This is a genomic window from Kiloniella majae (genome assembly GCF_002118315.1).
Lineage (GTDB): Bacteria > Pseudomonadota > Alphaproteobacteria > Kiloniellales > Kiloniellaceae > Kiloniella > Kiloniella majae.
The window spans coordinates 319,568-339,250 of the sequence record NZ_MTSZ01000001.1; the positions used below are offsets into that span (position 1 = coordinate 319,568).

The window sequence follows — 19,683 nt, forward strand, 5'->3', positions numbered from 1 at the left end:
AATTTCAAAGCAGACAGAGGCAGCTATTTAATGAAAGGCCGCGTTTAGATTGGCGAACTCGCCAATCTTTCTCTCTTTGAGCGTCAGGCCTTCGCATTCCTGATCAAGGTCGTTATATTCCTGACCAAAGATTTTCTTAAATTCATGAAAATCTTCTTCAGTATCCCAATAATCAACTGTCAGATAACGTTGAGGATCTGATTGATCCTGGACCAACTCGGTCCTGATATAGCCAGCCCCCATTGTAAAGAGCTGAACCCAATCACCTTCGGCACCATAGAAGTCTTCAAAATGGTTATTCGCGCCGTCTTTGACGATAAATTCCCATATGTAGCAATATGATTGCTCGGGCATCACACGCCCCCTCACTGCAAAGGACTATACTTAAAAGTACTCTGGTAAAATCTTGGCAAGATTATCCCGAATACGCTCTCTCAACGGCTGGTCAAAGCTTTCACGCTTAAAGGTCTCGCCCGTCACCCTTTCAAACAGGTTGATATACTTTTCGCTGAAGATCTCCAGCGTTTCATCCGGAATATCAGGAATATCATCTTTGTAAGGATCGCATCGCTGACTGACCCATAAGCGCAAGAATTCTTTGTCCAGACTTTCTGGCTCCAATCCCTTATCCATCCGCTCCTGATAGCTCTCGGCAATCCAGTAACGACTTGAATCCGGTGTGTGGATTTCATCAGCCAAAGTAATGCGACCATCCTGATCAACACCAAATTCATATTTTGTATCGACCAGAATAAGTCCATTTTTTGCAGCAATTTCACGACCGCGCGCAAAAAGAGCCAGGGATAACCGCGCAAGTTCTTCCCATACATCTTTGGACAGAATGCCCTGATCCACAATTTGCGTTGCCGTAATCGGGGCATCATGGTCCCCCTGAGCCGCTTTGGTTGTCGGCGTGATAATCGTCTCTGGAAGCTTTTCGTTCTTCATAAGACCTTCGGGAAAATCGTGACCGTAAAGGTTACGCTCTCCGCGTTGATACATGGGCCAGATCGATGTCTCTGTTGACCCTGTCATGTAATCACGAACCACCATTTCAATCGGCAACATTTCCAGATTACGCCCAATAACAACATTTGGGTCTGGAAAGCTGATTACATGGTTCGGGCAAATATCTTCTGTTTTTTCAAACCAGAAACGAGCGGTCTGGTTCAGAACCTGTCCTTTGTGAGGCACAGCAGCCAAAATACGATCAAATGCAGACTGTCTATCCGTCGCAATCATGATCCGACGTCCATCAGGAAGATCATACGCATCCCGAACCTTGCCTTGGTAATGCTTCGGAAGTTCTGGATAAGTGGCGTCAGTAAGCCTGTTTATTAGCGCTTGCTGAAAGTCCTGATTTTTGTCGCCCATCGCGATGGTTCCCTAAAGAATATAATCTTGCTCAGGGTGTCTCTTTCTTAGCTCAGTCACCCGTGAATGATCTGGCTTAAATATCACCCCTCTTGCCTGTTCACAAGATCTTGTATCACCCAGTCACAAACAGAATTTTCAATTGCCCCTGTTTGTGTCATTATTAGGTAATCGCAGTAACCACTACTGTGCTTCATTTATAGGATGCTAATGTTAGAGTTTGCTTACCCGGAACATAAACAACTCTATGATTACTGGGATAAAAAACGTGGTGACAGCTTTGCCCCCGGCCGAAAAGATATAGATCCCATCGACTTTCCCTGTCTTCTTCCAAATCTTTGCCTTTATAAAGTTCACAGAGATCCTCTTCGTTACGAAGCAACTTTAATGGGGACAAAAGTGGTTGAAATATGGGGTATCGATTACACTGGAAAATTCGTCGAAGACATTATTCTTGGCCCTGTATATGATCAGGTAACAACCCAATTTAAATATGTTGTTACCCATAAAGAGCCAACGTTACATGACCTGGATGCCAGTTGGCTGGACAAGGATTATATTAAATATTCCCGCCTGATGCTTCCCTTGTCAGATAACGGTACAGATGTGACACGCCTTCTGGTCAGCATCCTTCTCAAGAAAAAAAGTCATACTGTTTAATCGGATTATCTTGATTGGTTGCCAAGATAATCGATCAACACCCGATAAGACCCGAGAATATGTTCTCTCGTTCTTTTTGCTGCCAACACACCATCTCGTTGTAAACAAGCTTCCAGAATCCCGTGGTGTTCGCCTATAGCTACTTCCATCCCATTGGTTAGAACCAACTGTGCCCGAAGATAGGAATCAACCCGATCAATCGCTTCACCTACTAACTTGAGATGATAGGGCCGCTCAGCATCTCTATATAGGGTTTCGTGGAACAGTCGGTTCCATTCCCCCCATTTTGACGCCTCCGTTTCCGAAGAGAAGCTGTCACAATAGTCTTTTGCCTCTTCCAGTGTCTCTTCACTCATATTGGCGACAGATTTTTCAATAACGATCGGCTCCAGATTGGCCCGGATTTCGTATATCTCTTCCATCTCGGCATGGGACAAAGGAGAAACCACATAGCCCTTATAGCGAAGGGACTGTACCAAGCCTTGTGCCTCCAGCCTTTTCAAAGCTTCTCTGACCGGAATACGCGACACATTGAACAGCTCAGCAATATGAGCTTGTCGCATAGACTCCCCTGCTTGAATCTGTCCGCTGATAATAGAATCCCGCAACGCATCGTAGATTATATCTGAAGAAGAAGCTGTTTTTGCCAGGTTCGTTGCAAAAATTTTCACTATTTTTCTCCTCAGAAAAGTATCCTTGCTACGCAAAAAAAATCTTTTGTAACAAAGACATCATTTTATTTTCACACTTGGTTCTCAGGCAAATTTATTAAAGCTGAGATCATAATGCAAAAATTTATATTGAATATTGTATACAATCTGCATTATACAATAATTAAGCCGCCAAGAACCAGACAAAAAAATCAAAAGGTTGGCCCAAAGCGTTAACCCCAAAATGTCTGCCTCAAATATGAGTTGGGGTGCCAAACATGGGTTGGGTGCAAAAAAGTAAGAAGAAAATTCAACAGTTGGAGGAAAAAATGATTAAAAGTTTTATGAAAACACTGGCACTTGGCGGATGCTTGGCCGCATTAGTTGCTCAGCCGGCAGCACAAGCTGATAAACTGGATGATGTTATTGACGAAGGTGTTCTACGTTGTGGCGTTGTTCTAGACTTTCCCCCTATCGGTTATCGCGATGCTAACAACGAGCCTGCAGGCTTTGATGTCGAGTACTGTAAAGATCTCGCCGCGGCTCTCGAAGTTGAACACGAAATCCTTCCGGTTACTTGGGCAGAGCGTTTACCCGTTATCGTGACCAATTCTGCTGATGTTGTTTTTGGTGGCACGTCTGATTCCCTCGCCCGCGCCAAAACCGTTGGTTTCTCAATTCCTTACGCAATCTATTATGCACAGGCTGTTGTGGGTAAAGACACAGGCATCAAGACATTCGAAGATATGAAGGGCAAGCGCGTTGCCGCGGCTGTAGGCACAGTTCCGGAACAGGAATTTCTCAAGATTGCAAAAGAATGGGGTACAGAAAACCTCTATCAAGGATATCAAAGCGAAAATGAAGTTTTCCTGGCCGTTGCACAAGGTAAAGCTGATGTTGGCATCACAACAAACACTGCTGTGAAACCAATCGTAGAAAAATATGACACTATTGATGCTGGCCCACGTATGCCGTGGACTACAGACTACACATCAGTTGTTGGCCCGCGTAAAGATGTGACCTGGTTGAACTATCTGAATCTTTTTGTAACCCATCAGGTCCGTTCTGGTCGCTATCAGGAACTCTGGGATACCTATGTTGGTGGCGAAGCCCCAGAACTGCGTATTCCCGGTGTTCTATACTAAGGCCTAATTGTATCAGGCAAATGGCACCGCTTAAGGATGTTTGGCAATCATGACGATCTGTGATTATTCACCGAACATTCTTCTTCTCGGCAAAGCACGGTTTAGTGTGTTTGATCAGTGCTTTGCCGGGATTAGTTGGAGTAATACTTGTGGATTATAATTTTCACTGGCGCCCGGTATTAAGAAAACTTCCGGAGTTGTTGGAAGCAGGTCTCTTGACATTGGAAGTAGCTGTATTGTCCATGTTGCTTGGTATTGCAATCGGGCTGGGGCTTGCGTTACTTCGTATGCAGGGACCTACACCCTTGCGCCAGATCGCAACAACATGGGTCGAGATCGCCAGAAATACACCTGCCCTCTTCCAGCTGTTTTTCTTTGGCTTTGGCTTAGGTGCCTTTGGTCTTCATCTCTCGCCCTATTTGATTGTGTTGGCGGGATTGACCTTTAACAATGCAGGATATCTGGCTGAAAACTTCCGTGGTGGTTTTCTAGCGGTTCCGGAAACCCAGGTACGCGCAGCAAGATCACTCGGGATGACAGCAATACAGACCTATGTCCGTATTATTATCCCTCAGGTTTTGAAAATTGTTTATCACCCCATGACGAACCAGATGGTTTGGGCTGTTCTTATGAGCTCGCTTGGGATGCTGGTCGGTTTTCGTGAACTATCTGGTGAAACCCAGTTCTTTGCCTCAAAAACCTACCGTATTTTCGAATACTTCGCTGTGACTGCTGTCATTTATTATGTCATCGTCAAAATAATTCTTCTGGCATCAAATCTTCTTGCCAGACGATTGTTCAGATATTGAGAGAGGAAAATTAGATGAGTAATTCTGCTTCCTTTTTCAGCGACTTCCAGATCTCGGATTTACTTTTTCTGGGTGAAGCAGCTGGGCGTACATTGGGAATTTCAACAGTCTCCATTACAATAGGTACTGCTTTAGGCTGCGTTTTCGGATGGGCCCTACAAGAGTCCAAATGGTTCGCACAGGCAACCATTGGAACCATACTGGACATATTCAGGTCCGTTCCTTTGATTATCCAGTTAATCCTGTTCTATAACTTTTTTCCGATCATTGGCTGGAAAATGGGTCCCTTTGCTGCCGGTGCTTTTGTTTTAAGCATCTACACGGCCGCCCTTGTCGCCAACGTTGTGCGCGGAGGTATCGACGCCGTTGGTACCCCCATGCGCCGTGCAGCAAGATCGCTTGGGATGTCTTATTGGCAGGACTTGCGTTACGTCGTCTGGCCAATAGGCCTGCGGGCTGTCTTCCCTTCGTGGGTTGGTGTTGCCTTAAGCGTGATCAAGGATAGTGCTCTCGTTTCTGTTCTGGGCTATCTGGAATTGCTCAGAGCATCCCAGATCCTTATCACCAGAACACAGGAACCCTTTATAATTCTGGCATGCGCAGGGGCATTCTACTTTGCCCTGTCTTACCCCCTATCCAAATACTCCAAAAAGCTCGAAGAAGGTTGGGCCTCATGATCGAGATCAAACAACTCCATAAATATTTCGGGGCTCTCCATGTACTACAGGGGATCGACCTGAACGTCAGTAAAGGCGAAGTTCTCAGTATCATTGGCTCTTCCGGGTCAGGGAAATCAACGCTGCTTTACTGTATCAATGGACTGGAAGAGATACAAAAAGGCCAGGTTGTTGTTGACGGCACGACTGTCCATGACAAAAAAACTGACATCAATAAGCTGCGTCAGCGCTTAGGAATGGTCTTTCAACAATGGAATTCCTTTCCTCATCTCACCGCTTTGGAAAATGTTGCTCTGGCACCCAAGATCGTCAAAAAGGTATCCAGAGATCAGGCAAAATCCATTGCAGAAAAGCAACTCAAACACGTCGGGCTTGGCGATAAACTGGATGTTTATCCCTCTGCATTATCGGGGGGACAACAACAACGTCTGGCTATTGCCCGGGCACTGGCAATGGAACCTGAATATATGTTGTTTGACGAAGCAACCTCTGCTCTGGATCCCGAATTGGTAGGTGAAGTTCTGGATACCATGAGACTTCTGGCCGAAGAAGGCATGACCATGATCTGTGTAACCCACGAAATGGGCTTTGCCCGCGACGTGTCAGATCGGGTTGCTTACTTCCATCAGGGCGTCATGGAAGAAGTTGGCCCACCAGAACAGATCTTTGGCGCGCCACAATCTGTTCACACCCAAAAGTTTTTAGCAAACGTCCGATAGGAATTACTGTTCTTTCGGATAAAATATACTACCCTTAACCGTTTTTGAAATCAGTACAGGAAAAAGACCATGTGGAAAGGCGTTATCCCAGCCGTCACGACAAAGTTCGATGAGAACGATAATCTCGATCATGCAGAAATGAAACGCTGCTTTGATTATCAAATGGATGCAGGTTGTGATGGCCTGATCGTCGCAGGCTCTCTTGGTGAAGGCTCCATGCTTTCTAAAGAAGAAAAAATTGCTGTTCTTAAAACAGCAAAAGAGTCCACTCGTGATAAACCGGCGATCATGACAATCAACGAAGCTGCAACCCGTGACGCCTGTGCAATGGCTCAGGAATCTCAGGAAGCTGGCGCTGATGGTATCATGCTTGTGCCAAGCCCTATTTACCACACAGATCCGCGTGAGACTGTCGCAAGCATGCGTCAAGTTGCCGAAGCAAGCGATCTTCCAATCATGATCTATTCCAACCGCGTTGCTTACCGTGTTGATGTAACACCGGAAATCATGGAAGAACTCGCCGATGAAAAACGCTTCGTTGCCATCAAAGAAAGCTCTGACGATATTCGCCGCACAACTGAAATTATTAACAAGTTCGGTGATCGTTTTGATGTTTTCACTGGCGTTGATAACCTTGGATACGAAGCTCTGAGCGTTGGTGCTATCGGTTGGGTTGCCGGTCTTGTGGTTGCTTTCCCTAATGAAACTGTTGCGATCTACCGCCTGATGCAAGCTGGCCGCAATCAGGAAGCCCTTGAAATCTACCGCTGGTTCCGCCCTCTGCTTGATCTTGATGTCTCGACTTACCTTGTTCAAAACATCAAATTGGCTGAACAGATTGAACTTGGCTCTAATGATCGTTGTCGTATGCCACGTATGCCACTGATTGGTGCACAGCGTGAAAAGGCAGAAAAAACTATCCGCGACGCAATCGCTTGCCGTCCCGAGCTTCCTACTCTCTAGTTTTCCCTATCGCTGAGAGTAACTTGGCTGGGCGAGCTCTGCTGCCTCGTCCAGCTTTTTCTTTCCGGTTTTCAGGCAAAATCGTCCCTAAGAAAACGCCCATGGGTGAACAGATTTTATTAAGATACAATACCAACGATCAAGCCTAACTTGATAACGACAGGTCAAAGAACAATAGGCCAAAGAATAACGGGCCAGAGAACAATAAGGTCAGACAATGGATAACTACTTCCCTTCTATTCTCAACGATGCCATTGGCCCTGTCATGCGCGGAGCCTCAAGTTCTCACGTCGCCGCGGCCTATAGAATTGGCCGGTTGGGGCGCGATTACATGAACGGAGAGTTTACCAAAGTACTGATTGAGTATGATCCAAAGGGATCACTTGAACCAACCCATGACAGTCAGGGTTCTGATATGGGGCTGTTCACCGGGTTATTGGGGTGGGATATTACAGATGACCGTATGGTCGATGCGCAAAAATATCTCGAAGCTGAGGGGACAGATGTTGAAATAGCAATAAGCGACTATGGCGCAACACACCCCAATACCTACAAGCTAACCCTAACCAATGATACTGAAAGTTGCTGCATTCTAGCGATTTCAATTGGCGGCGGTATTATTGAAATCATCGCCATTGATGACATAAATCTTTCGCTCTATGGCGATTACCATGAAACTTTTGTTTGGACTGAAGATACCAATCTTTATGAACATGTAACTGGTTTGCCTTTTATCGACACCGTACAGGAACATCACGGATTACAAGGGAAAGTTCTTCAGATAAAAGGGCAACAGGCTCTATCAAAACAAGACTTACCCAGCGAGTATAGGATAAAAGCGATTAAAAACCTCGCCCCGATCCTTCCGGTTGCAAGCTCAACCCAAATGAAACTTCCCTTCACAATTAGCGAAGAGATGATCTCATATAACAAGGATAAAAACCTTTCACTTTGGGAACTCGCCTTAAAATACGAAAGTGCCCGCGGCAATATATCGGAACAGCAAGTCTTTGAAAAAATGCGCAATATTGTGCGCATCCTTGAAAAATCTATTGCAGATGGCATCAAAGGTACGCAGTACATGGATCGAATTTATCCAGCACAGGCTCCGTCCTTTAAACAAAAAATAGCCGGAAATTCTTTTCTTAATATGGGCTTATACAACGATGCTATTCTCTCGGTAACAGCCCTGATGGATGTAAAAAGCTCGATGGGAGTTATCGTTGCCGCGCCGACAGCTGGGTCATGCGGCACTCTGCCCGGTACCTGCCTTGGTGTCGCAACAGCCCTTAACATGGACGAAGATCAAAAAGTAAAGGCAATGCTGGCAGCAGGTCTGATTGGTGTTTTCATTGCCCGCATGGCGACCTTTTCTGCTGAAATCGGAGGGTGCCAGGCTGAAACCGGGTCAGGTTCCGGTATGGCCGCAGCCGGATTGGTAACATTGCTTGGCGGATCGTTTGATCAATGTCTCGCCGCAGCATCCATGGCTCTTCAAAACACCTTTGGCCTTGTTTGTGATCCCGTCGCTAATCGCGTCGAAGCCCCTTGCTTGGGCAAAAATGTTATGATGGCCGGCAATGCATTGTCAGCCGCAAATATGGCAATGGCAGGCTTTGACCACCTTATTCCTTTGGATGAAGTAATCATTGCCATGCACAAGGTCGGACAATCCCTGCCCTGTGAGCTGCGATGTACCGGAAAAGGAGGTTTGGCCATGACACCAACAGCCAAGGCCCTTGAGGCTAAGTTGGAAAGAAAACAAACGTAAGTTAGAAAGAAAAGTAAGTAAAATAACAGGCTGATTATCCAGCTATCCTATAGTTTTCTTATGCCAGTTTTTGTCATCGAAATTTTGAATTTCTATTCGATACCCGTGTGGGCTTTCAAACAAAGAGCTATAGACAGAAAAACGCTCTGAATGACTTGGTTTCTTGATATATTTAACACCTTTTGACGTTAGAAAATCATGCCACCCATCAACATCATCAGACACGATCGTGATCATAACACCAGCCTGAAAACGGGATACTGAACCGGGTCGATCCGGCAAACAGCAAACACCTAAATAGCTCAAATCAGTCAACCGATAGATGTGGCAAGCTCCCTGATCGACAACAAATTCCAGCTCCATAACCTCTCGAAAAAATTCAGAGGCCAATTCAAGATCATCGCAGTAGGTAAAAACAATGGATTGATTAATTTTGGGACGCTGAGAATAGTCCGGCATTTCTATTTCTCTTACCCTTAAACTAAGTGTATCTATATAAAGCTTCGATAAAAGTTTAGCGAAAACGTTACATATTTAGAGAATAAAATCAGGTGCATCAACCGATCTGGCTTCTTATCTTTACATCCCAATGTTGCCCCCTGAACTCTTGGTCAGAATTCTCCGAACCTGAAAGTCGGGATAAAGCTCCCAGAATAAATTTAACGTCCCCCTCCTCATCTACCATGGGAAGATGAATAGCCTCAATCAGCATTTTTTGCTGCGATGTAGAAAGGACTTCTTCCTGAGAAACGTAGGCAACACGTTTTATTGCCGCTTCTTCATAACTATCAAGAATAGCCGCAGCACTCTCCCCAAAGGTACTTTCATCAACATACTTGTCTGTAAAATGCTGACCCAGTGAATAATTGATATAAGTACCCTGTAAACGAACCAGAGCGGCAAAAGGATTGTATTCAAGTTCCATAAGGAAGACATGGGGTAGAAACTCCAACGGAATTTCCATAGGTGCCAACGCTGACTTGAGAGGTAAGCCCCTACACTTTGGTAGAGATTGCCAATAGTCATACACACCTTTAACAGGAGCTGTCAGGCTATTCAAATCAGTGGTTAAATCAGTGGACTGTTCCACGTTTCACTATCCCCTGGTAGCATCGTCAAACCGTACATATGGCTCAGTATACTTAAACATATGATAAACTATATTTTATAATTCAACCATAAGAAATTCGACTGATCGTCACCACCCTGCCTTTTTAAGGTCACCGAACATTAGTGGGCATAGAAAGGCAAAACCCTTCTAAAGTTACTATTAGATAGAGAAATGAAAATGGAAGCTGAATAAAGGCACGATCAGGCGATCTTGTTAACGACCTTAACATCCCACCGACGTCCGCGGAATTCGTGATCATGGTTGGTAGAACCAGAAATTCGCGATAGTGCTCCCAGAAAATAAATAACCTTCCCCTGTTCATCCACCATAGGCAGATGAATGGCCTCAATAACCATTGTCTGTCCGGATATCGCATGGACCTCTTCGTGAGAGACATAGGCAGCGCGTTTGATCGCAGCTTCTTCATAACCGGCCAGAATAGTTGACGCACTCTCCCCAAAAGTACTTTCATCAATATACTTGTTGGTAAAATATTCCCCAAGTGAGTGGTTGATATAAGTGCCCTGCAGGCGGATCAAAGCGGCAAAAGGATTGTATTCCAGTTGAACAAGAAAAACATACGGCAGATATTCCAAAGGCATATCAAGGGGATCGAGAGAGGATTTTAAAGGTAATCCCTGAAATTTTGGTAATGCGTCCCAGTATTCGTATATAGCTCTGACCGGCGCTGCCAAATTATCAAGATCAGCGTATTGTCCCACTCTTTAAACCCCATTTGAAACTGCACGAAACAGAATAATCTTAGGACAATATACGTAAATATAAGATATACGAAAAGCTATATTTCAACTATGAAAAGTATTTATTAGCTTGCGATAAAAACCCAGCCTCTTGAAAAAATATTCGCTTAAATAATATTCTGTAAAATCGTTTTACGAATACCATCTCTTTGCTGTTCATCAACCGAGAGATTCTGTTTTTCCCCTCCGGCAAGCGACTTATCCCCTTGTTCGTTACCAAGGTTCAAATTTGCCTGTAGCTGGTTCTTCTCACCATTTTCCAGATCAGTTTCACTCGCAGGTGTGAAATTTTCTGACACCGAGTTTTTGACATTCTCATCGATGAGCTTGGCTATCTTTTCTTCAATCTTTTTTCGATCTTCAGGTGACATATTCTTTAGATCGTCTTCGGTCAAACCAAGAGATCTCAAGACCTGAGCGCGCATCCGTTCACCTGGTGTTTGGCCTATAATTTCCTTGAATGCCGCAACAGATTTATCATGATCACCCTGATCTTCAGTTAAAGGTGTCATGAATTTGCTAACATCGGCCTCCGGCACGTTAGATGCAATTTGCTGAGCATAAAAAAGCGTTTGAGAAGTCTGTGCGCCCGCCAAAGTCATGGCCCCGGCGGTCTCAACAACCGGGTCCTTTTTGCCTGTCGTAATATCTTTGTAGGAAGATGCTACACTTTTTGCCGCACTCTCATTTGACGCATAGGCAGTTTTTGCCAGGTTGTAATCTCTTGCAGCCTGAATCTTCGTCAATTTCAATTGTTCTTCAACCCGACTAACCCTTTGGTTTGCCTCGACTACAGCGTTCGTCCTACTTAGCAGCATTGCCCTTATCCATCCGTGTGAACAAAAAACATGTACAACTAAATAAGCAATTTATGTGCCAACGAATAGCACCACGAACAAACACATTTATATTCTCGAATTGGATTGGCTATCGCTGATGATCAGGAAAAGTATTTTCATGATCTGGCCGTTTCTTGTTCAGTTACTTGATTTTACTCTTGCAACAGCTGCCCGAAAACATACATTAACACTTGAAAACAACAATAAACTATCCACCGAACACGGAATTTCATTACATGAAAAGATCAAAATCGCTAAAACTTGCGCTAATGGGTGCAAGCGTTCTTGCTTTGAGTGCCTGTGAAGAGCCACAAGATGTCGCCGTTTTTGAAAATGTAGATCAGTGTTCTCAGCAAGATGGTTTTGATCGGACATCTTGCGAAGAAAATATGCAACTTGCCAAAGACGAGCACATTCGTGTCTCGCCCAAATATACCTCTGTTGAAGATTGTGAGGCTGATTTCGGTTCAACACAGTGTGAAATCGCCCCTGTACAAACATCAAGTGGTGGCTCTGTCTTTATGCCTTTAATGATGGGCTATATGATGGGCAATATGTTAAGTGGCGGTTCCCGCGTCGCAACACAGCCACTTTACAGATCAGCGGATGATCCGAAAAACTTTAGAACTGGTGATAATCAAAAAGTTGCGGGAAAAACAGGTGTTTCGAAAGTTCCTGCGAATGTTGCAAAGGCCCCGACCACAAAAACAAGTACGATCCGACGGGGTGGTTTTGGGGCAAGTGCGCCAAAGATGACCTCCTCACGTCGTAGCTTTGGTGGTTAAGGCTCCTTTTCGCTATAAAATCCCATACAGGTATTAAATACCCAATCAAGACAGAGAATAAATGCAACGTATTTCGCTGGAACAACGTGACGACTGGAAAACACAGGCCGAAAGCCTGGGCTTTGACTTTCATACAATTGACGATGCTCCCTATTGGGATGAAAGCGCCTGTTACCGTTTCAGTCTGAGCCAGATCGAAAATGACATAGAAGATCCCAGCGAAGAGATTGAAAACCTTTGTTTTGAAGTTGTGCAACGGGCAATCAATTCCGAAGAAATACTCACTAAACTCGCCATTCCTGCAGACTTTTGGGACTATATACGCGCAAGTTGGCTCAACCAGGAAAAGAACCTCTATGGGCGGCTTGATTTTTCCTATGACGGGCAAGGCCCGGCCAAGCTTCTGGAATACAATGCTGACACCCCCACATCGCTCTATGAAAGTTCTGCTTTTCAGTGGCTTTGGCTGGAACAAGCGATGGAACTTGATCTGATTCCGAAAGGGTGTGACCAGTATAATTCCATTCATGAACGGCTTGTAGAGGCCTTCCAGACGCTGCAGCGCAACAAAGATATCGATGGAAAACTTCATCTGGCTTCATGCCAGAATTCGCCAGAAGATGAAGGCACCGTCCGCTACCTTGAAGAATGCGCCACCCAGGCAGGACTGGAAACCAGCTTCCTGTTCATGGAAGAAATCGGCATTGATGCGAACGGGCACTTCACTGACCTTGACGACATGGGCATAAGAACACTGTTCAAGCTATATCCATGGGAATGGATCATGACGGATGATTTCGGGAAATCCGTTCCCCAAAGCGGTGTCACCTTTATTGAACCAGCATGGAAATCTATTCTTTCAAACAAAGGGTTGCTCCCTCTGTTATGGGAAATGTTCGAAGGGCACCCCAATCTTTTGCCTGCCTATTTCTCGACAGATCCACGTGCCACACAGCTTGAAGGTGACTATGTAAAGAAACCACTGTTCTCGAGAGAAGGTAGCAACATCGAGATGGTGCGCCAAGGTGAACAACCTTTGAAAATTGCAGGTCCTTACGGTGAAGAAGGCCACATCATTCAAGCTTTACATCCCTTACCTGTGTTCGACGGAAATCACACTGTAATCGGATCATGGCTTGTTGCCAGCAAACCCTGTGGCATGGGAATACGTGAAGATAACTCCCCGATTACCAAAGACAGTTCTCGCTTTCTTCCTCATGTTATTTATTGATCAAGGTAATTAAGCTGAACGAGCAAAAGCTTATCTCAGCCAAGACGCCCGTAAAACGTCATCCGCGCAGCTTCTGACAGGGCAATTCCCGGTTCCGAGTTATAGGCAAGTACCACCAGCATACGAGTTCGTTCACCTTCGACGGGGGCAACCCGGTGGATCGCATTGCGCCCGCGAAAAAGAACAAGCGCACCAGCGCCCATAGAAAGTCGGCTGACCGCAGTCTCACCGTCCAGGACTTTTCCGACCCCCTCAAAGTTCATATCTCCGCGATCTGCATCCCGCAGGTCACCCACATACTCAAAAGCGCCACCAGCTTCGGGTTCTTGTATCATCAAGGTCGTCGCAAAGGATGAATTATCAAAATGCCACCCTAACTCCTGCCCTGTTCGCGCATAATGCAGATTAATTGACGATAATGGATCAGCATATTGATAGAGAGCTTTCTCTTTTAAGACGCGACACAGAAATTTCTGAAAATCTGCATCGTGATAAAGTGTCTGCAAAGGAGATTTTTCGGGAATTTGATCATCCGTGATGCAGCCCTTAGAGGAAGTCACCAGACGGTTTCTGGGATGGGTATCATCAAATTCAGGATCATGAGGGTTGAGGTAAACAGTATGCTTTTGCTCACAAAAATAAGCCTGATCCTCATGCTTTTCGCCTTCATTCTTTACCAACGCAACGGCTTTTGGCAACAGAAAACCCTCTAGAACAAGGACCCCGTCACGATCAAGCTTATCCCGGCAGGATTGCATAAACCCCTCATCCGATATCGGATGCTTTTCAAGATTTACGATATCTAAGAGGCTCATCACCTGTTCCTTTGTTCCATGCACAACAATCGCTATTCGTCATACAATGCAATTCCTCAGACTGCAAACCCCTCATTACAGCAACAAGGGGATTGCTGATGATAAAAAAACCGATCACAACAACGATAAAATATCACTTTTAATCCGAGAACCTGGAGCTCAAAAGCTTGATCCCTGCAAAAGCAAAAAAACTTCCCAAAGCCAGTTGAATGACACGGCGTGCTTTTCCATAAAGATGCACCATTACAGGTGTGGAAAACGAAATGGCATAGATCAAATGAATCACCACAGATAGCACAGACGTACCGACAACGATTGCCATCCCCACCCAAATCGGAGCACCTTCTGTTAAGCCGATAGAGATAATGGCAATCCAGGCCAATGCTGCTTTAGGATTGGTCATTTGAATAATCAAGCCACGTAAAAAATAACCTGTAGGACTGCGATCTCCCCCTTCTAAAGCTTTGGCCGTAAGATCAGATTTCTGACGTGCGGCTTTGAAAGATTTATACGCCAACCATAACAAGTATACCCCCCCGCCGACCTTAATCGCCGTCAAAGCCATCGCATAGGTTGATAACAGTGCAGATAACCCAAGCACGGTAAACATTGCCCAACAAAACGAGCCACATGAAACACCAAGCGCTAATGCCATACCAGATTTACGCCCAACGTCCATTGATGTGCCAATAACAGCCAAGACATTTGGCCCAGGACTAGCGATGGAAATTAGAAAGGCTGAATAGGCAAGTAAAATACCCGGTAAATAGATCGAAACACTGTCCATAGTACTCCCTTTCAAATGCCGCTATTTCCAGAGAACAGGAAACAGCTATAAGCTATAAAAGAGGATTATGACAGAGTTTCCACAGAAAATGCTTCGCTATTGAACGAACTATATATTTTAATATTAAGTAGTATAAAAAATCACGGCGTAGCTAGCTTTTCAACAATTCTTTCTGCGGGAAACGTTACTGTTGCAACGGTTCCTTTTCCCGGTTCACTTTCCAGTTTGAATTCCCCGCCATGATTGGCAACCAACGCTTTAACAATAGAGAGCCCCAATCCGGTACCATCATGATTACGCGTCATACTGCCGGCAACCTGCCCAAAGGCCTCTTGAACTCGCTCAATATGTTCTTGCGAAATACCAATCCCGGTATCTTCAACACGTACACTAAAACCCTTTGGATCACATTGAAGGCTGACAAAAACCTTACCTCCAGGATCGGTAAACTTAATTGCATTGGTCAAAAGGTTAAGTAAAATTTGTTTGAACTGTCGACTATCCAATGATGCATAAAGATCAGTTGTATTGTTCTCAGTAACGATCTTTATTTTACCTGACGCTGCACGGTCTTTGACAAGGAACAGAACGGTTTCAATCGTCTGCTCAACCAGAATAACCTCTTCATCCAGTTCCAATTCTCCGGCTTCAATACGGGAAATATCCAGAATATCATTGATTAACTGTAGCAAAAACTTACCGGATTTTTGTATATCGGCCACATATTCAGCATTCTTTTTACTACCCAGCGAGCCAAAAACTTCGTGTTCGAGCGTTTCTGAAAAACCAATAATCGAGTTAAGCGGGGTCCGTAGTTCGTGGCTCATGTTGGCCAGAAACTCTGATTTGGCACGACTGGCCATTTCAGCACGGTCCTTTTCCAGCATCAGTTCTTTAGTCCGTTCAGCAACACGGGTTTCCAGATTTTTATTTACATTACGCAAAGCTTGTGAAGAAAGGTCCCGTTGAATACTGACAGTTACCGCAGAACGAAGAGTGAGGAAAACAATGACCAATAACCCCAAGGCCACACTGCCCAAAACAAAGGTTGAGAGCAAAATAAGACGGTCAATTTCGGCCATTCGATCCGTGACGTCATAATAGATTTCAAAGGCACCACGGAAATGCCCCTGATCATCACTTCGCATCAACGGCACATAAGTCTCGACGACATCCTGTGTAACAACTTCACCTTCCAGGCTCAGTTTATCTTTGCGCGCAAGCTTGGTGAAAACCTTGCCCTTGGCGACAATATCATGAAAATAATCGTTCTCATTGACCTTGCCGATGTCTTCTTCGTCGGTCGAATAAACCGTTGTCCCATCCGGTGCAAAAAGCTTGAATTTAACAAGCCCCAATCCACGGGCAACAGAGAGGGCGCCTTCTTGCACATCTTTTGATAGAGAGCCTGCAGTAATATCTTTGTTATTTTGTATAACAAGGTCTTCAGCCAAATGATGGCCAGCACGCACTGCCTCTTCTTCTGTATGCTGAATAACAAAGTTGGAAAAGAGCGGCAGGACAATAAAATAATCCGCCAGAGGAAAGGTAACTGCGATCAAAAGAGAGACAATAAATATCCCGCGTAAATACCCCGTCCTGAAGACAGTTTTAATTTGAGACTTTAGATTTTTATATTTCTTTTTGTCACCAGACTGACTTTCGTAAGTCTCCGCACTTTTTTCTGCCAACAAGCTGTTCTCCGATTTTTACTCTTGCCCCCTCGAGAAAACTCAGAACACACTTCCTAAACTGTATAGGGAAGGGCTTTAAAAATGATGAAGAAATTTTCACCTTCTCATTTCGCCAATATCATCACAGTTCCTTATACGTTTGCAGCGCTTTTTCCCTTGATGACTTTAGACTGGTAATCACGTCTGGATAGTCACGCCCCAGTTCTATACCAACGGTATCTAGCACATCTCGGGGCGTTTCCCATGGCGCAAAAATATAGCGTGTCGGTAACTTCGCAAGTTCGGGAACATACGTACAAATATAATCAGCCTCACCGTCAAATCGCTTACTCTGCGTGACAGGATTAAAAATCCGGAAATACGGGGCGGCATCGGCACCTGATCCAGCAACCCATTGCCAACTCGCACTGTTACTGGCCAGATCAGCATCAAGCAGCGTGTCCCAAAACCACCTTGCCCCTTCACGCCAATTTACCCCCAGATTTTTCGTCAGAAATGACGCAACAATCATTCGGACGCGATTATGCATATATCCCGTCTGCCAGAGTTCTCGCATGCCCGCATCGACAATGGGAACGCCGGTCATTCCCTGTTGCCACGCCTTCAGATCCTTTTCAGAACCGAACCATTCAAAATCATCAAACTTGGACTGAAAATTTTCGTCAGGAAGTTTGGGGAAATGATAAAGCAAATAATATGAAAATTCCCGCCAGGCCAGCTCGGAACAAAAATGATCCCGATCCTCACTACTTTCCTGCTTCAGGATCAAATCCCAGGCATAATTCGGAGATATCTCGCCAAAGTGCAAATGAGGCGACAATCGGGATACACTTCTTTCAGACGGGTAATCACGCCCTTTTTTATACCTGCTCAAACCATTTTCAATAAAGTCACCCAAAGCCGTATGGGCAGCCTTCTCCCCCATTACCCAATTGGCGCACATCTTTGTCACCCACGTTTTTTCTCCGGGCAGCAAACCCAAATCTTTTAAACCTAGAGCGTTATGATCCTTCAAAGCCGTGATTTTTCCCGGTGTGGGAACCGGTTTGGCCGGTAATGTGCTGGCCCGACACGCACGATAATAGGGCGTGAAAACTTTATAGGGCGTACCGTCTTTCTTTAAAACTTCCCACGGTTCCCAAAGCAGAGAACCGTTGAAACTCTTAACTTCGACATTTGCATCAGTCAGGGTTTGTTTGATCTTCGTATCACGTTTTATACGCCAAGGCTCATAGCACCTGTTCCAATATACCCCGTCTGCCCCAAGGCGTGCCGCCAGCTCTGGCAGTATTTTTTCTGCATCTCCCTTGTACAGAGAAAGCTTGCCATCCAGTGAATGATCCAGCTTTTCCAAGGAAGAATTCAGCCATACCCGACTGGCCGCACCCATTGCCCATTGCCCTGCATTTTCGTCATCCAGAATATAAACGGGATAAATATGCCCTGATTGGACCGCGGCACACAGCGCCGGATTATCTTCCAACCTAAGATCCTGGCGAAACCACAAAATCGATACTCTTTCAGAAGACATTAATTATCCACTCTTGATGTATTTTGTTTTCGAACACCCAGCCCTATGACATCGGATTAGCTGAGACATTAGATTACCTGGGACATTAGAATAAATGTCTCAATCTTTGCCCGATATAATATGCACAGTATAAAGCTGGCATTGTCTTCTTGCATACATGATATTTAAGTCTTGTTTATCAAGAGTCTATTAATGCTATTCAGATAATAGATATAAGTATCGATCCATAACTCCAGACACAAAAAAAGAGGAAGATTTCTCTTCCCCCAATAAAACAAATTGATTTGGAAATGCTTTTACTGCTTCTCTGCCCAGGCAATAAACTCATCGTACATGGTACAGGCTTTATCTGTATCACCATTACCCAAGGCGTTACCTGCTTCATTCAACTTAGTGGACTCAGCTGTAAATTCATTTGCATCAACACCATTGCCAATCTTGGACGCAACCTGCTCCATTAGAGATGCAACCTTTTGCGTTTTCTCTGTCAGTTCGTCAGTAGAACACTCAGCATAGGCATAGCTTGATGTCATGCCAAGAAAAGCAGCCGTTGATAGTATTGCGATAAACTTCTTCATTACTCATTCCTGTCTTTAATAAGTTGAGTTTTATAAAACCGATTAATGTTTGCCATATATCTATGGCTGATACCCTTTGGTCCGTTATTACTTCATTTCTTTGCGTCGCCCCCTGACAAGATCAGAAATCTGATACACAGAAATACTGAATTGAACATGATCAAAGATCAGAGAAAGAACGTGCTTGCAACAAAGCCCCAAATGCCAAGTGCGATTGCTGCAAAACCAAGATTAATTTGATGTCCAACCAGCTTGTCTCGTAGTACATTCGCCTTGGATTGAAGTTCAGGATTTGATCCGGTTACATACTTGTTGATCAGACCAAAGCCCAGAAGGAACCCAAGGATCGCGGTAATGACAGAAACGGCCATCCAAGTTATCCACCAGATCGGAAAGGACGTTAACAAACCCATGTTCAAAAGTGCCTGGATGATTCCCCAGACCCCCCATATACCAAAAATAACGCCGATAACGCCTTGGAATGGAACAATTCGGTCTAATATTTGCTGTGCTGCCGGTTGTTTTCTGACAACAACCGGATAGGCCGCAAGCGCGCCTAAAATAATCAAACTAATGGCATAAAACATACTATGTAAACTCTCTTATCTGTTACAAAATCACAGTCATTGGCACTAGCGGATAAGCCCATAAGAGATGCATTCAACCAAAATGCGCGCGCCCCTTTTTGACCAAGCTTATTCCTACAGCGAAATGCCTGAAATGTTCGCAAAGATACTAAAATCATCGAGACAAAAGACGCATACCCCAAAGGGGGTACGCATT

General features: G+C 44.8%; 22 protein-coding genes. 9 read left to right on the forward strand and 13 right to left on the reverse strand.

From position 1 onward, the window contains the following. Positions 1 to 27: 27 nt before the first annotated feature. A complete protein-coding gene (locus tag BKB51_RS01435; RefSeq protein WP_085899311.1) occupies positions 28 to 354 on the reverse strand; it encodes an antibiotic biosynthesis monooxygenase family protein in 327 nt (108 codons plus the stop codon). A gap of 30 nt (positions 355 to 384) precedes the next feature. Then, entirely contained in the window at positions 385 to 1,374 is a 990-nt protein-coding gene (locus BKB51_RS01440; protein WP_198946597.1) for a phosphoribosylaminoimidazolesuccinocarboxamide synthase, read from the reverse strand. A gap of 210 nt (positions 1,375 to 1,584) precedes the next feature. On the opposite strand from BKB51_RS01440, the gene BKB51_RS01445 reads away from it, so the two are divergent. Further along, a complete protein-coding gene (locus tag BKB51_RS01445; protein ID WP_158090108.1) occupies positions 1,585 to 2,034 on the forward strand; it encodes a PAS domain-containing protein in 450 nt (149 codons plus the stop codon). A 5-nt stretch (positions 2,035 to 2,039) separates the two neighbouring features. Here the strand turns inward: BKB51_RS01445 and BKB51_RS01450 are convergent, their stop codons facing one another. Continuing rightward, entirely contained in the window at positions 2,040 to 2,705 is a 666-nt protein-coding gene (locus BKB51_RS01450) for a GntR family transcriptional regulator (RefSeq protein WP_085899313.1), read from the reverse strand. Positions 2,706 to 3,013: 308 nt separating this feature from the next. On the opposite strand from BKB51_RS01450, the gene BKB51_RS01455 reads away from it, so the two are divergent. The 6 genes from BKB51_RS01455 (at position 3,014) to BKB51_RS01480 (ending at position 8,768) form a co-directional block, all read left to right on the forward strand. Beyond that, positions 3,014 to 3,829, forward strand: a complete 816-nt coding sequence (locus tag BKB51_RS01455) for a transporter substrate-binding domain-containing protein (RefSeq protein ID WP_218043933.1) — start codon at positions 3,014 to 3,016, stop codon at positions 3,827 to 3,829. 149 nt (positions 3,830 to 3,978) lie between these two features. Next, positions 3,979 to 4,638: an amino acid ABC transporter permease gene (locus BKB51_RS01460; RefSeq protein ID WP_085899314.1), complete on the forward strand. Its 660-nt coding sequence runs from the start codon at positions 3,979 to 3,981 to the stop codon at positions 4,636 to 4,638. Between the two features lie 14 nt (positions 4,639 to 4,652). After that, entirely contained in the window at positions 4,653 to 5,315 is a 663-nt protein-coding gene (locus BKB51_RS01465) for an amino acid ABC transporter permease (RefSeq protein WP_085899315.1), read from the forward strand. After that, on the forward strand, positions 5,312 to 6,034 hold the full coding sequence (locus tag BKB51_RS01470) for an amino acid ABC transporter ATP-binding protein (RefSeq protein WP_085899316.1): 723 nt from the start codon (positions 5,312 to 5,314) through the stop codon (positions 6,032 to 6,034). Before BKB51_RS01465 ends, BKB51_RS01470 begins: the two co-directional genes overlap by 4 nt. Before the next feature lie 69 nt (positions 6,035 to 6,103). After that, on the forward strand, positions 6,104 to 6,997 hold the full coding sequence (locus tag BKB51_RS01475) for a dihydrodipicolinate synthase family protein (protein ID WP_085899317.1): 894 nt from the start codon (positions 6,104 to 6,106) through the stop codon (positions 6,995 to 6,997). A gap of 217 nt (positions 6,998 to 7,214) precedes the next feature. Beyond that, complete coding sequence (locus BKB51_RS01480) at positions 7,215 to 8,768, forward strand: L-serine ammonia-lyase, iron-sulfur-dependent, subunit alpha (RefSeq protein ID WP_085899318.1); 1,554 nt, start codon at positions 7,215 to 7,217, stop codon at positions 8,766 to 8,768. Between the two features lie 42 nt (positions 8,769 to 8,810). Here BKB51_RS01480 and BKB51_RS01485 read toward each other — a convergent pair whose 3' ends face one another. The 4 genes from BKB51_RS01485 to BKB51_RS01500 all read right to left on the reverse strand — a co-directional run bounded on the left by BKB51_RS01485 (position 8,811) and on the right by BKB51_RS01500 (position 11,458). Beyond that, positions 8,811 to 9,227, reverse strand: a complete 417-nt coding sequence (locus BKB51_RS01485; RefSeq protein WP_085899319.1) for a VOC family protein — start codon at positions 9,225 to 9,227, stop codon at positions 8,811 to 8,813. Positions 9,228 to 9,324: 97 nt separating this feature from the next. Then, a complete protein-coding gene (locus BKB51_RS01490) occupies positions 9,325 to 9,858 on the reverse strand; it encodes a PAS domain-containing protein (protein WP_085899320.1) in 534 nt (177 codons plus the stop codon). A 221-nt stretch (positions 9,859 to 10,079) separates the two neighbouring features. Further along, positions 10,080 to 10,601 (reverse strand): PAS domain-containing protein, encoded by a 522-nt coding sequence (locus tag BKB51_RS01495; RefSeq protein WP_085899321.1) that lies wholly within the window; start codon positions 10,599 to 10,601, stop codon positions 10,080 to 10,082. A 146-nt stretch (positions 10,602 to 10,747) separates the two neighbouring features. Then, a complete protein-coding gene (locus tag BKB51_RS01500; protein ID WP_085899322.1) occupies positions 10,748 to 11,458 on the reverse strand; it encodes a hypothetical protein in 711 nt (236 codons plus the stop codon). 257 nt (positions 11,459 to 11,715) lie between these two features. Between BKB51_RS01500 and BKB51_RS01505 the strand changes: the two genes are divergently transcribed. Both BKB51_RS01505 and BKB51_RS01510 read left to right on the forward strand, forming a co-directional pair. Continuing rightward, positions 11,716 to 12,264, forward strand: coding sequence for a DUF1190 domain-containing protein (locus BKB51_RS01505; RefSeq protein ID WP_085899323.1), 549 nt, complete (start codon positions 11,716 to 11,718; stop codon positions 12,262 to 12,264). Positions 12,265 to 12,325: 61 nt separating this feature from the next. After that, positions 12,326 to 13,495 (forward strand): glutathionylspermidine synthase family protein, encoded by a 1,170-nt coding sequence (locus BKB51_RS01510; protein WP_085899324.1) that lies wholly within the window; start codon positions 12,326 to 12,328, stop codon positions 13,493 to 13,495. 35 nt (positions 13,496 to 13,530) lie between these two features. Here BKB51_RS01510 and BKB51_RS01515 read toward each other — a convergent pair whose 3' ends face one another. The 6 genes from BKB51_RS01515 to BKB51_RS01540 form a co-directional block, all read right to left on the reverse strand. Then, positions 13,531 to 14,310, reverse strand: a complete 780-nt coding sequence (locus tag BKB51_RS01515) for a HalD/BesD family halogenase (RefSeq protein WP_085899325.1) — start codon at positions 14,308 to 14,310, stop codon at positions 13,531 to 13,533. Positions 14,311 to 14,449: 139 nt separating this feature from the next. Beyond that, positions 14,450 to 15,097 carry a LysE family translocator gene (locus BKB51_RS01520; RefSeq protein WP_085899326.1) on the reverse strand — a complete coding sequence of 216 codons (648 nt, stop codon included), beginning with the start codon at positions 15,095 to 15,097 and terminating at the stop codon, positions 14,450 to 14,452. 140 nt (positions 15,098 to 15,237) lie between these two features. After that, entirely contained in the window at positions 15,238 to 16,791 is a 1,554-nt protein-coding gene (locus BKB51_RS01525) for a sensor histidine kinase (protein ID WP_085899327.1), read from the reverse strand. 121 nt (positions 16,792 to 16,912) lie between these two features. Then, entirely contained in the window at positions 16,913 to 18,322 is a 1,410-nt protein-coding gene (locus tag BKB51_RS01530; protein ID WP_085899328.1) for a cryptochrome/photolyase family protein, read from the reverse strand. A 296-nt stretch (positions 18,323 to 18,618) separates the two neighbouring features. Beyond that, a complete protein-coding gene (locus BKB51_RS01535) occupies positions 18,619 to 18,900 on the reverse strand; it encodes a hypothetical protein (protein WP_085899329.1) in 282 nt (93 codons plus the stop codon). A gap of 167 nt (positions 18,901 to 19,067) precedes the next feature. Further along, positions 19,068 to 19,487 carry a hypothetical protein gene (locus BKB51_RS01540; protein ID WP_085899330.1) on the reverse strand — a complete coding sequence of 140 codons (420 nt, stop codon included), beginning with the start codon at positions 19,485 to 19,487 and terminating at the stop codon, positions 19,068 to 19,070. Positions 19,488 to 19,683 lie beyond the last annotated feature (196 nt).

Coding starts and splice junctions, on each gene's coding strand:
- BKB51_RS01530 (WP_085899328.1), bottom strand. CDS start 18,322: ATGTCTTCTGAAAGAGTATCGATTTTGTGGTTTCGCCAGGATCTTAGG.
- BKB51_RS01535 (WP_085899329.1), bottom strand. CDS start 18,900: ATGAAGAAGTTTATCGCAATACTATCAACGGCTGCTTTTCTTGGCATG.
- BKB51_RS01465 (WP_085899315.1), top strand. CDS start 4,653: ATGAGTAATTCTGCTTCCTTTTTCAGCGACTTCCAGATCTCGGATTTA.
- BKB51_RS01455 (WP_218043933.1), top strand. CDS start 3,014: ATGATTAAAAGTTTTATGAAAACACTGGCACTTGGCGGATGCTTGGCC.
- BKB51_RS01540 (WP_085899330.1), bottom strand. CDS start 19,487: ATGTTTTATGCCATTAGTTTGATTATTTTAGGCGCGCTTGCGGCCTAT.
- BKB51_RS01480 (WP_085899318.1), top strand. CDS start 7,215: ATGGATAACTACTTCCCTTCTATTCTCAACGATGCCATTGGCCCTGTC.
- BKB51_RS01505 (WP_085899323.1), top strand. CDS start 11,716: ATGAAAAGATCAAAATCGCTAAAACTTGCGCTAATGGGTGCAAGCGTT.
- BKB51_RS01485 (WP_085899319.1), bottom strand. CDS start 9,227: ATGCCGGACTATTCTCAGCGTCCCAAAATTAATCAATCCATTGTTTTT.
- BKB51_RS01470 (WP_085899316.1), top strand. CDS start 5,312: ATGATCGAGATCAAACAACTCCATAAATATTTCGGGGCTCTCCATGTA.
- BKB51_RS01515 (WP_085899325.1), bottom strand. CDS start 14,310: ATGAGCCTCTTAGATATCGTAAATCTTGAAAAGCATCCGATATCGGAT.
- BKB51_RS01445 (WP_158090108.1), top strand. CDS start 1,585: ATGTTAGAGTTTGCTTACCCGGAACATAAACAACTCTATGATTACTGG.
- BKB51_RS01510 (WP_085899324.1), top strand. CDS start 12,326: ATGCAACGTATTTCGCTGGAACAACGTGACGACTGGAAAACACAGGCC.
- BKB51_RS01435 (WP_085899311.1), bottom strand. CDS start 354: ATGCCCGAGCAATCATATTGCTACATATGGGAATTTATCGTCAAAGAC.
- BKB51_RS01500 (WP_085899322.1), bottom strand. CDS start 11,458: ATGCTGCTAAGTAGGACGAACGCTGTAGTCGAGGCAAACCAAAGGGTT.
- BKB51_RS01520 (WP_085899326.1), bottom strand. CDS start 15,097: ATGGACAGTGTTTCGATCTATTTACCGGGTATTTTACTTGCCTATTCA.
- BKB51_RS01475 (WP_085899317.1), top strand. CDS start 6,104: ATGTGGAAAGGCGTTATCCCAGCCGTCACGACAAAGTTCGATGAGAAC.
- BKB51_RS01440 (WP_198946597.1), bottom strand. CDS start 1,374: ATGGGCGACAAAAATCAGGACTTTCAGCAAGCGCTAATAAACAGGCTT.